Raw genomic sequence first — 14,290 nt, 5'->3', positions numbered from 1 at the left:
TACTATTCAAAATAAATAAAATGAAATCGCAGAGTCACAAATACCAAAATAAAAATACAATCATGAGTAAAAACACAATCCTTACCCTGCTGGCACTAGTATTCCTTTCTTCCTGTGGAGATAAGAAAACGGAAAGCGAAACAGAAGCTAATCCAACTATAGAAAACACAACAACTCTTACCGATGCACAAATAAAAAATGCAGGTATTGAAACTGGAAAAATCGAGCAAAAGCAAATTTCATCTACCTTAAAATTAAATGGTAAAATAGATGTGCCGCCTCAAAGCTTAGTGTCCATTAGTGTCCCTATGGGCGGTTATTTAAAATACACCAAATTGTTAGAAGGAATGTATGTGACCAAAGGTCAGGTTTTGTGCATTGTAGAAGACCAACAATACATTCAACTGCAGGAAGATTACCTTTTGGCGAAAGCAAAAATAGGGTACGCAAAAGCCGAATTTGAAAGACAAAAAGAACTCAACCGAAGCAAAGCCAGCAGTGATAAAGTGTATCAACAAGCACAATCAGAATACAACTCACTAATTGTAATGGTGCAATCGTACGGCGAGAAATTAAAATTCGCAGGGATAAATCCAAATAATGTTTCAACAAAGAAGATTTCAAAAAGCATCAATATATATTCGCCAATAAGTGGTTATGTAGCTAAGGTAAACGTAAATATTGGTAAGTATGTAAACCCGAGCGATATTTTATTCGAGATTGTAAATCCATCTGATATTCATTTGGCATTAACCGTATTTGAAAAAGACATCAATAAATTGGCTATTGGTCAATCGGTATTGGCATATACTAACAGCAATCCCCAGAAAAAATATCCTTGCAAAATTATTTTGATAGGTAAAGATTTTACAGAAAACCGAAGCACTGAAATACACTGCCATTTTATAAATTATGATAAAACACTTTTACCGGGAATGTATATGAATGCCGAAATAGAATTAAAAAGTCTGCAATCAAATGCACTGCCATCTGATGCTATTGTAAATTATGAAAATAAGAATTATATTTTTATTGCCAAACAAAACAAACAATTTGAAATGAAAGAAGTTACAATAGGAACTACAGAAAATGAATTTACTGAAATTATTTCAGAAGATTTGAATGAGGCAACTATTGTGATTAAAGGTTCTTATTCACTTTTGATGAAAATGAAAAATGTAGAAGAATAAAACATAAACTTAAGGTGTAAAGAATTTTAAGTATAAAATCCTTTACACCTAATTTATTATTTAATTCTATTACTCTGTTTTTGAAATCCACTGATCCTCAATTCCCCAGTTTTTATTAGGTAATGCTCCTGTTTCGATAATTAGGCTTCCTCCATTAGTGATCTCTTCCTGAGTCAACCAATTCCTAAATAATGGCTGACCATTTAAACGAACCGATTGAATATAAAAGTGATCTTTATTGTAACTATGAACCTTAATATGAAATGATTTTCCGTTTTCCCAATTTAATTTTACGGTCTCAAAAATCGGAGCAGTCAAATAGTAAATGGGGCTTCCAATATTTGCCGGAGACAAACCTATACTTCGCATAACAAACCAGGAGGACATCGTACCGGCATCATCATCCATAGTGCGTACATAGGCTTGAGGTTCGTTCTTATAGATCCTTCCAATATAAGAATCAACGCCTTTACTGTTTTCGTTAAAATAAGCCTGAACGACCGTATCCAACATAATATTCCGAAACAGTTTTTGTGATTTCCAAGGTTGAGAACTCGCATTATATAGTCCCGGAACTTGTAAATCAGGCTGATTCGCATGGTTGTAATTGTCCTCGGCAAAAAACTGGTCCAATTGCTTTAAAAAAGAAACTTCTCCGCCTGTTAATTTTTTGAGACCTGACACATCAAAAGGAACAAACCAGCGATACTGCCATACCGTACCTTGATACATGCCGCGCGCAGGCATTTTATCGATATCTTTTAGGGACAAATCAGCGAAATCTTTTTCCCAATAGCGTTTATAGCCTAACGATTTATTCAAATACTTGACGCTCAATAAGGAATCTTTGGTAATTTTCAGGATTTCCGAAAGCGCCCAACTGTCGTAAGAGGATTCCAAAGCCTTGTCCGGTGTATTGTATTCCAATCGATCCACTTCTGCGATCAGGGAATCTTTTATGGTGTTAAAATCTACCGGATATCCTTTTTTATACCCGTCTAATAAAACCACAATCGCATGTTCTGTGCGCACTGTGGGTGAGGATTCGTGCTTTGTTGCCCAATTATTTTTCCCATACGGATACAAATTAGCAATAGATTTTACTATGGGTCCAAAACGTTCAGGATAAGCCAGCGAAAGCATGGGCAATTGCTCGCGATAATTATCCCAAATAGCCCAGCCATTGTATGTAGGGCTGTTGAATTTTTGAATGGAACCGTCAATGGCCTTATAAGTACCGTCCGTTTCTGAAACTAAAAACGGCGCTTGTAATCCTCGGTACAAAAGTGAATAAAACAATTCTTCCCGATCTTTTTCGCCATCAATTTCTATTCTGTTTAAATGATGGTTCCACTCTGCAGTTGTTTGCACAGCTAAATCCTGTATGGGCATCGTTTCTATTTTTGCTTTGGCGAAAGCCGTACTCACAGAGGAAAAACCGACACGAACGACCATTTCCTTGTTATCTGCATTAGCTTCAACACGATACTGATGATCGGCAGTTTTTGTTATTGTTCCCAAATTAGAGAATTCCAGCACATAATAAATGCGATATATTCCCTTATCACAAGTGGTTTGAGTATCGATCCAGCCACTGATGTTTTTTGTTCCAATTTCATGTTCTTCGGCAACAAATCGATTTACAAAAGCGTGCGATAAATCAATATGCAGCCCCGCTTCCTTCCGCGGAAATTGATAATGATGCATTCCAAAATTATGTTTCACACTTATTTGAGCCTGAATTCCATTTTCGAATGCTACCTGATAAAAACCCGGTGAAGCTGATTCTTGTTTTTTTAGCAATAAAGTATTGGAATCATTATCCAAAATGGGTTTGATTAATAAATTCCCTCCACTTCCTAAACAACCCACTCCTTCCATACGACTGTGGGTAAATCCCAAAAATTCTTTCGCCAGATGTTCGTAACCCGAATGAATATGTGGATAAGTTTGCGGGCCAATACTCATCATATTGAAGGGAGAAGAAGCAGATGGAGACATTTGTCCATGATCTCCTGAACTACCTAAAAAGACATTTACTTTTTCTACTGGCGATGATGTTGATTCAGCACTATTTTTTAAAGACTGGCAAGCTACTGTAACGATTGCTAATCCTAAAACGAGTATTTTTTTCATGGTATATATTTATGGATCCAATGGATCAATAGGATTTTGATGCAAGGATTCCACATTGGGTAGGAATTCTAAAGCAGTCGAATTTAGTCTTTTTAAAATAATTGCAGGCAAATAACCCAGTTCTTCCATACAACGCGCATTAAAATTTGCGTTTCCTACATAATTGCTATGGCTACTATTTGTAACGACGATGCTTTTTTTGTCAAGCGGCATTTGATACGCAATCATCAACCTGGTTGCATTACGCAAATTAGTTGTGGTATGCCGGGCAAAAGGATCAATAAGAATATTTTCTTCAGGAATGTGATGCACATTCATCAATTCTTTTTTCATTTCGATCGCTTCACAAAAAGTAGCTCTAAATGGATGGGCATGACCTCCGGAAACAATAATTAAAGGGGCTTGCTTGGCTTCATATTCCAGCACACCCAATTGCAGATTTAGTTTTCCAATGGCGGACAATCGGTCTTGATAATTTTCCGGCCCGTTACCCAAAATTAAAACAGACGCATAATCAAAAGCATCAAAATCAATTTTTTTTATATGGGCAATTGTCTTCTTATTCTCTTTTTCCTCCAAAGGTTCATAGCGAGCCACTTCATCTCGATGGTTCATATACAAAAGCGATAAACTGAATTCCAGACTTTCCTGAAAAAACAACGTATTTCCTTTCGGTTTCTTATTGCGAAGAAAATCAGACCACATAAAAACAGATCCTTTGTAAAATTCAGACCGTACGTCATAAGAAACCGAATCCATTTTAGCATATTGCGGGGCTTCCCCAAGACCATATACCTTCATGATACGATTCATCCCCTGAGCACAAAGTTGCCACGCTTTTAGTAATAATTCGGTATCGGTACTGTTTTTAAAATTCTCGTATTTCCCAGAAGTACGCAAATTATTTTTTACAAAATCTTGAAGTACCTTTTCGTTTTTCATCAAAATTTGAAGTTCCTCATTAATATTTTTGAGTTCTTTTTCTTTAAATTGATACCCACTAATCAAGCAGGAAATACTGTCTTTGCAGGACGTTAGTTTGGAACTAATCTCTTGCTGCTTATTCTTAAAAATTGTTTTGAAAAAACTATTCTTTTCTAGCAGTTGACTAACGGCTTTATCGTTTTGAATAGCAGTCAACAAATAAAAATTCTTGTCCTGAATCACCGAACCCGATTTAGAAGCGGGATGATCCAGTTCAAATCCTTTTTCTTTTTGGCTGTAGCCTGAAATATAAATAAGCGCAAGTAACAGGTAAATTATTTTTTTCATCTTTTTCTAATAAAAAATTGGGCAACCTTTTTGATTGCCCAATTTATTTTAATTTTTTAAAAGCCACTATTTTGGGTTACTGTACCTATTGGCAATGCATCAATATACCGCTGTGGTATTGGAAAATATTCATTTTTCCCTTTGGTAAATACGGCATTTGTCAAATGCGTTCTTCTCGTTTTCTCTACGGTTAGATACGTATTGAGAACAGTATCCGCTTTTCCCCATCGAACCAAATTAAAGAAACGGTGGCCTTCCATAGCCAATTCTAAACGGGTTTCTAAATGTACCGCTGTTCTAGCTGTACTTTTATCTGTCCAGATAGTGCCATACGGTTTAATATTGTAATTCGCGGCATTTGCACTTCCATCTAAAGTTTTTACAAAAGTAGAGTTAGCGGCACGATTCCGAATTTGATTCACTAAAATTCGAGCTTCGTCAATTTTTCCTATTTCTACAGCCGCCTCTGCTCTCCATAAAACAACCTCCGCATATCGAATAATATAATAATTTAATGCATTTACATAAGGCCAAACAGTAACATGAAAAGCAGATTTAGCAGAAACAATTCGCTTTTTAGGGGCAAAGGCACCGTATGTTGCCAAATCTCTTGCCCAGCTGTCTTGATATAGAATACCTAAATCCTTATAAGGAATTCCCGGACGTCCTATTGTGACATCGATACGTGGATCTACATTATCAGTAGAAACTACATTAATGTTGTTCTCTAATGGCAAACCGGAAGCATCGGTTTTAAAAGCATTCACCAGATTCTGCGTAGGACGGTGAAAACCATATTGAGAATAAAATGGACCTCCTGGCGCTGATAAACGATCTCCTATACTTCCGTTATAAGAACTAGGTTGTCCATCTTTTACAGAAAGTTGTATCGCAAAAATAACTTCCTTATTATTATCATTTTCAGGTAAAAATATTTTCTGAAAATCATCTAGTAAGCCATAATTACTAGTCATTATTTCAGTAGTAGCATCGTAAGCCAATTGCCATTTGTTTTGGAAAACATAACATTTAGCCAAATAAGCTTTGGCCGCAATTTTGGTTGGTCGACCATACTCCGCTTGTGTAACGGGCAGATCGGCATAGGCCAACTGAAAATCATTCTCGATTTTAGTCCACAATTCATCTGAGCTGAAAGTCGTATTGGATTTGGCGTAATCAGCCACTGTAGCTGCCGTTTCATCGATATACGGAATATGATTGTATATTTTTTTTAACTCAAAATAAAAATGACCTCTTAAGAATCGTAATTCTGCCATTCGTTTGACTTTTAAACTGGCTTCAAAATCAGACGATGCATTTAATAAACGCATGGCTTCATTTGCTCGTTTCACCCCTTCGTAAAGGGCCACCCATTTGCGTTCTATATCCAGCGTAGTTGAATTTTCGTTGTAAATCTCCATTTGGTGAATATTATTCTGATCGCCAGTTCCGCCGCCGCCTTTGTAACTGTCATCCGAAGTGACATCTCCAAAACTCCAATTCGAACTTGGTGAATTAAGTGCGTTTGAGGCTCCGTCAATTTGTCCGTTTAAAACGCTGTACGCAGATATAATGGCGCGTTCTACATTAGCCGGCTTCGTCATTTCGGAAGGATCAACTTCACCATAGGTAACTTCTTCTAAAAATGTATCAGAACAAGAACTCATTTGAAGTCCTAAAGCTAGAAAAGCTACTATTTTTATTGTGTTTTTTATTCGCATCATTTTTAAATTTAAAAGTTTAAATTACAGCCAAAAGTAAATGTTCGTGAAGTAGGATAAATTCCTCTGTCGATACCTATATCTAGATTTCGGTTGCTTGAAGAATAACTTTGCAGTCCAATTTGTGGTGTCAAACCACTATATTTGGTAATCGTAAATACATTACTCACCTGTCCATACAAACGTAATTTCATTCCGGCTAGAACTTCTGGAGCAAAAGTATAACCCATTTGTAAATTGTTTAATTTAAAATACGAACCATCTTCTATATAATACGAAGAAGGTCGAATGTTGTTATTCCTGTCATCTAAGGACAATCTTGGAATAGAAGAGTTAGGATTGTCAATCGTCCAGGCGCCTAATAATGCACTATCTTTATTGTAAGCAGCCTGATTAAAGAAATTAGTTTTGTATTTTGTCAGATTATAAATATCGTTTCCAAAACTTCCGTTAAAAAACATTCCTAAATCAAACTGTTTGTATTTTAAATTGATATTAAAACCTAACATGATGTCCGGATGAGGAGAACCTATAAAAGCTCTGTCATTATTGTTAATTACTCCATCACCGTTAACATCTTTAAATTTAAGATCTCCAGCTTGTGCATTGGGTTGCATCCCATAATCGGCAACTTCTTGTTGACTGCGAAATAAGCCTTCGGAAACAAATCCATAAAAAGATCCAATAGGTTGTCCAACGGCACTTCTGGATATTTCCTGACCAAAATTCACTGTATGCAAGGAAGAACTAGGAATTCCTAAATAGGCAACACTATTCAAAGTGGTCAATTCATTTTTGTATCCTGTCAAATTCACAGCAAGATCATAGGAGAAATCACTAATTTTATCGGCATAGTTTAAATCCAATTCAAAACCGCGATTTTTCATTTGCCCATCATTAATCCATTGTCCGTCATTAGTCCCTCCGTAAGTTAAAGGGATTACATTATAAACCAGAATATCATTGGTCTCTTTGTTGTAATATTCTGCCGTAACATTTAACTTATTATTAAAAAAACCAAGATCCAATCCAATTGTTTTTTGAGTAGTAGTTTCCCAAGATAAATTCGCATTCGAAACTCGCGTTTGTGTTAATCCTGTTGAAATTACATTTTGACCTCCAATGGCATAATCAGAATAATTATTGTTGTTGGAATAACTATCAACCGTTGAATAAGAAGGTAATTGTTGATTCCCGGTTTGTCCCCAACTGGCACGAAGTAAAAATGAAGTAAACGTATCTCCGAAATCAAAAAATTCTTCTTTGTCTAATCTCCATCCCCCAGAAATTGCCGGAAAAGTGCCCCAGTTGTTATTGGCTAATCTTGAAGTTCCATCCCTTCTAACGGTTGCACTTAGAATATATTTTTGATTGAAATTGTAATTTACTCTACCAAAATAGGAGTTCAAAGCCCATTCATTCGCAGTTCCCGTGTTTAATTGATTTTCAGTTCCGTAACTTAAATATCTGAAATTTGGATTTTCATAAAGGAAATTTTGGCGGGAAGCACCAAAACCTTCATAATAATATTTTATCGCTTCTTGTCCTAAAAGAACATCCAGGTTGTGTTGACCAAATTGTTTTTGGTAATTTAAGGTATTGGATATCGTAAGTTGATAATTATAACTGTTACTCGTCGTTAACGCATTTTTGACATTTTGCGAAAGAATCTCATTAAAAACAGGTGAAAAATCTCTGTAATTAAAGCTTTGAAAGTCCAGCCCCAAAGAAGTTTTAAAAGTAAAATCACTAATTTTTACGCTGGCAAATACATTTCCTAAAGCTTGAATTCGCTTTTGGTTATTGTCTTTGGCCCGCGTTAAACTTCCTAATGGATTCGAAATGTCATTAATTGGGTTACCCGCAAAATTTCCGTTTATATCATATACCGGAACAATTGAAGGAAATTGTAGAGCATTGTAAACAATACTTCCCAAAGAGCTATTAGTTCCTGTTGCAACTTGCTCGGAATACGAAGCCGTAAAGTTTTCGCCAATAGTCAGAAAATCTTTTACTTTATAACTAGAATTAAATCGTGCCGAAAAACGCTCAAATCCAGTATGCTTTATAATTCCTTCCTGATTAAAATAACCAAGTGTAAAAGCATGTTGACTTTTTTCATCTCCTTTTGACAGTGATAAATTATAGGAATGAACCGCTGCAGGTCGCATGATTTCATTAATCCATTTTACATCACCACTAGGAATCGTATTGGCAGCGTTAAGAAAGGCTGGAATTGTTGGTGAACTGGGATTACTACCATAAACACCGCTAGCTGGAACTTTACCATCATTTTTAGTGGCTTGCCAAAGTAGATCTCCATATTGTTGTGCATTCAACATAGTAGGTAAATTAAAGGCCGATTGAACACCGGAATACCCATCAAATTGCAGTTCAGTTTCACCATTTTTCCCTCCTTTTTTTGTGGTTATAACGACAACTCCATTTGCCGCGCGAGAACCATAAATCGATGACGACGCAGCATCCTTTAATACTTGAAGCGTTTCTATGTCGGATGGATTGATCCCATTTAAACCATTGGAAGCAGGAACCCCATCGATAATCACTAACGGATCATTATTGTTAATGGTGCTAAACCCGCGCACCCGTATAGACGAACCTCCTCCAGGGCTGTTATCACTCATAATTTGAACACCCGGCAAACGACCTTCCAGCATTTCAGTTACATTCGCTTTAGGCTGTGATACAATCTCTTTCATTTTTACCGAAGAAACTGAACCGGTAACATTTCTTCGTTGTTCTGTACCGTAACCCATGACTACAACTTCGTCTAATTGAGAAGCTGATTCAAAAAGCATGACCTTTATTTCTGTCTGGTTTTCAATATTGATTTCCTTAGTCTCAAATCCGATATAACTAATTGACAAAATCGTTGTATTTGCAGGAACATTAATCGTAAATTTTCCGTCAAAATCAGTACTTGTTGCGATAGTAGTTCCTGCTACAAAAACAGAAGCTCCAGGAATAGGCAAATTAGATTCATCTAAAACCACGCCTGTAATTTTTCGGTTTTCTTGATTTTTTTTTGGAATGCTTTTTGGAGTAATCCCAATCAATTCTTTTACTAAAACACCGGTTTTAGTGATCTTAAAATCTAGACTTACTTTGGTTTTTAAAACTGCTAATACTTGATTTAAATCTTGGTTATATATGGTGATAGAAATTTTCTTTTGAAGAAAATTCTGGTCTGACATATAAATAAACTTATTGTTTATCTGCTGTTCGATAAGAGTAAAAATTTGCTTTACAGAAGCGTCTTTTAAGTTTAAATTGATTTTTTCTTTTTTAGCTCTATTTTCTTCGACAATACTTGTTTTCGAAGTTTTGGAATAAGTGACCCCAACACCAAATAGTAGTAATAAGGATAAGGTTAGTATAATTTTTTGTTTCATTTTATGTATAATTATTTATTATTGTTTTTAACAAACTACAACTGATCTTAAAAAACCGGTTTTTTTAACTAATTATTAGATGGATTTTAGCAAGCCTTTTTTTCTATAGGATTCTAAAGCCCTACTAATATGCTTAAGTGCAATGGCTATATGATTTTCAACCGTTTTAGGAGTGACGTTTAAAACTTCCGCAATTTCTTTGTATTTTAAACCATCAATTCTGCTGAGTTCAAAAGCCTGACGTGATTTTTTAGGAATAATCTCTAATATTTCATGTATCAATGTGGTGTTCATTTCTTTTTGTTCATTTTCAATAATCTCCTGTTCCCTGCTAGGCGAAAACATAAAATTTATAGTTTTTTCTTCATCAATTTGTTGGTAAAACTGTTCTGATTTCCGAACTGTTTTTAAACTGTTTTTCACTATTACATAAATATAAGATTTAGGGTTTTTAATTTTATTAAGAATATTTCTGTTGGTCCACAATTGAATAAAAATATCAGCGACTTTTTCTTCGACAAGACAATGGTTCGATTCATAATTAGATCCAAAACGACACAAAGGAGTATAATACCTATTAAAGAAAAGTTGCATCGCCTCATATTGTCCATTCTGAATTTGCTGAAATAAATAATCATCTGAAAAACAATCACTATTACCCATTTTTGTTTTATTAATTTTCATGACGCCGAGTTATCTCAATATTATTTTGAATGGTTTTTTTTATACTCACATCTGAAATAAACTCTAGAGAAGTTATAAATTCATCAACTGTTTGGTTTTTAAAAGCCCCTTTTATACTTTGATTTGCAATGAAAGTGTCCTTTATAATAAAATTTACTCCATAAAATTGATTAATTTTTGGGAGTGCGTCTTCAAGTTTCTCATCGGCCAGAAAGAGTATATTGTCTTTCCATGCAGCAACCTTATTAACATCAAAGTTCCTTTTGATAACGGCTTTGGTTTTGGCATTCCAAACCAATTCTTCATTTGGTAACAGGTTAATTTCATCCCTACTTTCTTTGAGAACTACGTTTACCTTACCTTTTGCTAAAGAAACCGTTTGATCACTGGTATTGCTATTAATATTAAACTCCGTTCCTAAAACTTTCACATTAAAATCATTAGTATGGACAATAAAAGGGAAATCATTATTTTTTGTTACCTTAAAAAATGCTTCTCCTTTTAACCAAATAGCTCTTTGTTCCCTAAAATCGTTGGAATATTTAACTTCACTGCCCGAATTTAAAATAACAGTACTGCTATCCGGTAAAATAAAAGTAAGCCGCTGACCTTTCGGTGCGATTCTATGATTAGTATATTCAGATTTTGTCATTCCAATGAAATAAAGGCCCAAACAAAAAACCAAAAGGAAAGCCATAGAAAGAACTGCCTTTTTTTTTATGGAACCTTTTACAGATTTATGTTTTTCTAGTTTATTATATTGGTTCAGTATTTCTTCAAAAGAAATCGTTTGTTTTGGCAATTCACTATTGGGATAATTAATCCAAATGGTTTTAAAATTTTCAAAAACAGCACTAAGATCATCATCTAAAGACAATTCGATTTCAAATACAGATCGCTCAGCTTTTGACATTTCACAGGCAAGATACCGCACACATTTTTTTTCCTTCTGACTCACATTCAACATAAATATTTCCCTTTGCTTATAGGAGTCAAAATAAGAGAAAGACCCCTAGTTTTCAATACCATCAAATCAACACTAAATTGTTAATAAATTGTTAATCGGCTAATTTTAGCTGAAATAAATACTCGTTTGAAAGGTGCTTTTTATAAGGTTATTGCTTTTAAAAGGGGACTGGGAGCTTAAACCTTGACCCGATAAATATAAAACGGTTATCAAGAAAACATTCGATTATTATAGTGCGATAGAAGCTCAATAATCACATTAATTATAAAAATAAAGCTGAACTAGATCTGCCTATTTGTTTGCACATCCACAAGTGCTGTAATACCGAGTGAAATTAACCAGTTAACGTATTGATCACTAATTAAGATATCTCCTATTTATAACAGCACTAAACTTTATTTAGAATAAATTTAAATAAAAATTTGTTTGTTTCATTTTAGGTTTTATATTTGCAGTAAATTATTTTAATTCAATCTAAATTAACTGAAATGAACTTTAAAAAAATATCTTTTTCTGCATTACCAATTTTAGTATTAACACTTGGTTCGTGTTCAAACGATGACAATGCAGCTCCTGAAGAATCTTTTAACTACACAGTTCCAACAACGTACACATTTGAAAGAAATGCGGTAACTACTGTAGATTATTCAGGGCAGTCAAGTCGATTATTGATGCTTGATGAAATGGGGAAATATTTTAGTACAGCCGCAACAAACGGAACAGTAGCTGATGATGCTGTTTTGTCTGAAATGTATTTAAATACAAACAATCGCTATACTGGTGCAGGTTTAAACACTTCAGGAAAACAATTAAAAGATAAAACGGCTGCTTCAAAAGATTATTTTTCATTATATCTTGGTGGCGGTTCAATAGCGGAACAAGTAAGTGTTCGTGATTTATTTGAAACCCAATTCGATAATGCTGATGCTGCCAGTCAGGGGAAATCAGCTTCGGCGGGCGTTGCAGGTGTTTATCTCGATGGAACAAGCAAACGATTATTTGCCGCAAATGGATTAGAGCCTCAACAAGTGTTATTAAAAGGAATGATGGGCGCTTGCTTTATGGATCAAATAGCGAATAATTATTTAAGTTTAAATAAATTAGATGAGAGCACCAATAAAGCAGACAATACAGCTAAAATTTTAGTTGCAGGAAAGTCTTACACAACAATGGAACACACATGGGATGAAGCTTATGGCTACATTTATGGCTCGGATAATTTAACGGTTACGCCAAACGTATTCAAACATTGGAGTAGCTACATCAATCAAGTTAATGCCGATACTGATTTTAATACTTTAAAAGCTGATATTGATATGGCTTTCCGTAAAGGTAGAGCAGCAATTGTTGCTAATGATTATGCTGTTCGTGATGCTCAAATTGATATCATTAAAGCAAAACTAGCAATGGTTTCAGCAGTTAGAGCTGTATTTTATTTGCAGGAAGGAAAAGGTAAATTAGCAACTGATAATGGTGCAAAAGCTTTTCACGCTTTGTCTGAAGGTTATGGATTTATTATAGCATTGCGTTATACAAATAAACCAGGAACAAATAGCCCCTATTTTACAAAAGCAGAAGTAGATGCAATGTTGACTTCTATGGTGAGCGGAACAAATGGTTTGTGGGCGATCGATGCCTTAGGAGCAAAACTCGATGCTATCTCATCACAAATTGCAACAAAATTCAATTTTACAGTAGTTCAAGCTGCAACAGTAAATTAATTAAATAAAAACAAAGCACAAGAATTTAAGTTCTCTTGCTTTTTGTATTTTTGTAAAAATTTTTAAAAATGAAAAAGACCCTATTAATTTTAAGTCTTATTGCTTTAATTGCGGCTTGCTCATCAAATGAGGGAGACGGCACTACGGACGAAAATAATTACGATCGAACAGTACTTTTAACCAACTGGGCTGATAATATCATTATTCCAAGTTATGTAAATTACCAAGCAAAGGTTCAAATATTAGTAACGAACTCAAATACTTTTGTTGCAACGCCAACTGAAGCAAATCTTCAAGCGGTTAGAACTTCCTGGTTGGACGCTTATAAAGCGTATCAATATACATCGATGTATAATTTAGGTAAAGCTGAGGAAATCAATTTTAATATGGCTTCCAATACTTATCCAACAAATACCATCGGTATCGAATCAAATATTTCATCCGGAACTTACAATCTGGCATTGTTATCTCAACTTGACAAACAAGGTTTTCCAGCATTGGATTATTTGATAAATGGTTTGAGTACAAGTGACGCATCAATTGTTGCTTTTTATGCTACAAATACAAATGCCACCAATTATAAACAGTTCTTAACCGCGGTTGTGAGCAGACTAAAAACGAATATTGACGCAGTTGTAACCGACTGGAATTCCAGTTTTAGAAATAGTTATGTGGCTAATAACGGAACTTCGGTAAGCAGTTCAGTAAACAAAACGACAAATTTATTTGTAAAAAATCTTGAAAAAGATATTCGGTCCGGTAAATTAGGAATTCCGTCAGGCGTTTTTTCAAGTGGTGTAAAATTTCCCGAAAAAGTGGAGGGTTATTATAAAAATGATATTTCTAAAGAGTTGCTAAATGTTTCGCTAAAAGCACAACAAGATTTTTTTAATGGTAAGCATTTCAATAATGCGACAACTGGTGAAAGTCTAAAAACATATTTAGATTTTTTAAATGCGATTAGAAATAATCAAAAATTAAGCGATATTATAAACAATCAATTTACGACAATTTATACCGTAAATAATACCCTTAACAACAGTTTCTCTCAACAAATAAACACTGATAATTCAAAGATGATTGCTGCGTATGATGCTTTACAGCAAAACGTAATTTACACAAAACTAGATATGATGCAAGCATTAAACATTACTATTGATTATGTAGATAGCGATGGCGACTAATT

9 protein-coding genes are annotated in these 14,290 nt (G+C 34.6%); 3 read left to right on the top strand and 6 right to left on the bottom strand.

The genetic code is table 11. From position 1 onward, the window contains the following. The first annotated feature begins 62 nt into the window (after positions 1–62). Positions 63–1,190 (top strand): efflux RND transporter periplasmic adaptor subunit, encoded by a 1,128-nt coding sequence (locus ACNQGJ_RS13870; RefSeq protein WP_417974012.1) that lies wholly within the window; start codon positions 63–65, stop codon positions 1,188–1,190. A 69-nt stretch (positions 1,191–1,259) separates the two neighbouring features. Here the strand turns inward: ACNQGJ_RS13870 and ACNQGJ_RS13865 are convergent, their stop codons facing one another. The 6 genes from ACNQGJ_RS13865 to ACNQGJ_RS13840 all read right to left on the bottom strand — a co-directional run bounded on the left by ACNQGJ_RS13865 (position 1,260) and on the right by ACNQGJ_RS13840 (position 11,374). Then, a complete protein-coding gene (locus ACNQGJ_RS13865) occupies positions 1,260–3,326 on the bottom strand; it encodes a glycoside hydrolase domain-containing protein (RefSeq protein WP_417974014.1) in 2,067 nt (688 codons plus the stop codon). A 9-nt stretch (positions 3,327–3,335) separates the two neighbouring features. Continuing rightward, positions 3,336–4,598 (bottom strand): YdcF family protein, encoded by a 1,263-nt coding sequence (locus tag ACNQGJ_RS13860; protein WP_417974015.1) that lies wholly within the window; start codon positions 4,596–4,598, stop codon positions 3,336–3,338. A gap of 56 nt (positions 4,599–4,654) precedes the next feature. After that, the gene (locus tag ACNQGJ_RS13855) at positions 4,655–6,319 is read right to left on the bottom strand and encodes a RagB/SusD family nutrient uptake outer membrane protein (protein ID WP_417974102.1); all 1,665 of its coding nucleotides are present in this window, start codon (positions 6,317–6,319) and stop codon (positions 4,655–4,657) included. 11 nt (positions 6,320–6,330) lie between these two features. Next, positions 6,331–9,732 (bottom strand): SusC/RagA family TonB-linked outer membrane protein, encoded by a 3,402-nt coding sequence (locus ACNQGJ_RS13850; protein ID WP_417974017.1) that lies wholly within the window; start codon positions 9,730–9,732, stop codon positions 6,331–6,333. Between the two features lie 75 nt (positions 9,733–9,807). Further along, the gene (locus ACNQGJ_RS13845) at positions 9,808–10,416 is read right to left on the bottom strand and encodes an RNA polymerase sigma factor (protein ID WP_417974019.1); all 609 of its coding nucleotides are present in this window, start codon (positions 10,414–10,416) and stop codon (positions 9,808–9,810) included. Next, complete coding sequence (locus tag ACNQGJ_RS13840; protein ID WP_417974021.1) at positions 10,406–11,374, bottom strand: FecR family protein; 969 nt, start codon at positions 11,372–11,374, stop codon at positions 10,406–10,408. The genes ACNQGJ_RS13845 and ACNQGJ_RS13840 overlap by 11 nt, the downstream gene beginning before the upstream one ends. A 497-nt stretch (positions 11,375–11,871) precedes the next feature. Here ACNQGJ_RS13840 and ACNQGJ_RS13835 point away from each other — a divergent pair, with 497 nt between their 5' ends. Together ACNQGJ_RS13835 and ACNQGJ_RS13830 are read left to right on the top strand one after the other, a co-directional pair. Continuing rightward, on the top strand, positions 11,872–13,104 hold the full coding sequence (locus ACNQGJ_RS13835; RefSeq protein WP_417974023.1) for a DUF4856 domain-containing protein: 1,233 nt from the start codon (positions 11,872–11,874) through the stop codon (positions 13,102–13,104). Between the two features lie 68 nt (positions 13,105–13,172). Then, positions 13,173–14,288: an imelysin family protein gene (locus tag ACNQGJ_RS13830; protein WP_417974025.1), complete on the top strand. Its 1,116-nt coding sequence runs from the start codon at positions 13,173–13,175 to the stop codon at positions 14,286–14,288. Positions 14,289–14,290: the final 2 nt, after the last annotated feature.

The sequence above is a fragment of the Flavobacterium cryophilum genome, assembly GCF_048286555.1.
Taxonomy (GTDB): Bacteria; Bacteroidota; Bacteroidia; order Flavobacteriales; family Flavobacteriaceae; genus Flavobacterium.
The sequence above is the reverse complement of the archived record's forward strand: the minus strand, read 5'-3'. Positions and strand labels throughout refer to the sequence as shown.

Bases quoted from the DNA above. Each gene is read 5' to 3' on its own strand.
- ACNQGJ_RS13870 (WP_417974012.1), top strand. From the start codon at position 63: ATGAGTAAAAACACAATCCTTACCCTGCTGGCACTAGTATTCCTTTCT.
- ACNQGJ_RS13865 (WP_417974014.1), bottom strand. From the start codon at position 3,326: ATGAAAAAAATACTCGTTTTAGGATTAGCAATCGTTACAGTAGCTTGC.
- ACNQGJ_RS13860 (WP_417974015.1), bottom strand. From the start codon at position 4,598: ATGAAAAAAATAATTTACCTGTTACTTGCGCTTATTTATATTTCAGGC.
- ACNQGJ_RS13855 (WP_417974102.1), bottom strand. From the start codon at position 6,319: ATGCGAATAAAAAACACAATAAAAATAGTAGCTTTTCTAGCTTTAGGA.
- ACNQGJ_RS13850 (WP_417974017.1), bottom strand. From the start codon at position 9,732: ATGAAACAAAAAATTATACTAACCTTATCCTTATTACTACTATTTGGT.
- ACNQGJ_RS13845 (WP_417974019.1), bottom strand. From the start codon at position 10,416: ATGAAAATTAATAAAACAAAAATGGGTAATAGTGATTGTTTTTCAGAT.
- ACNQGJ_RS13835 (WP_417974023.1), top strand. From the start codon at position 11,872: ATGAACTTTAAAAAAATATCTTTTTCTGCATTACCAATTTTAGTATTA.
- ACNQGJ_RS13830 (WP_417974025.1), top strand. From the start codon at position 13,173: ATGAAAAAGACCCTATTAATTTTAAGTCTTATTGCTTTAATTGCGGCT.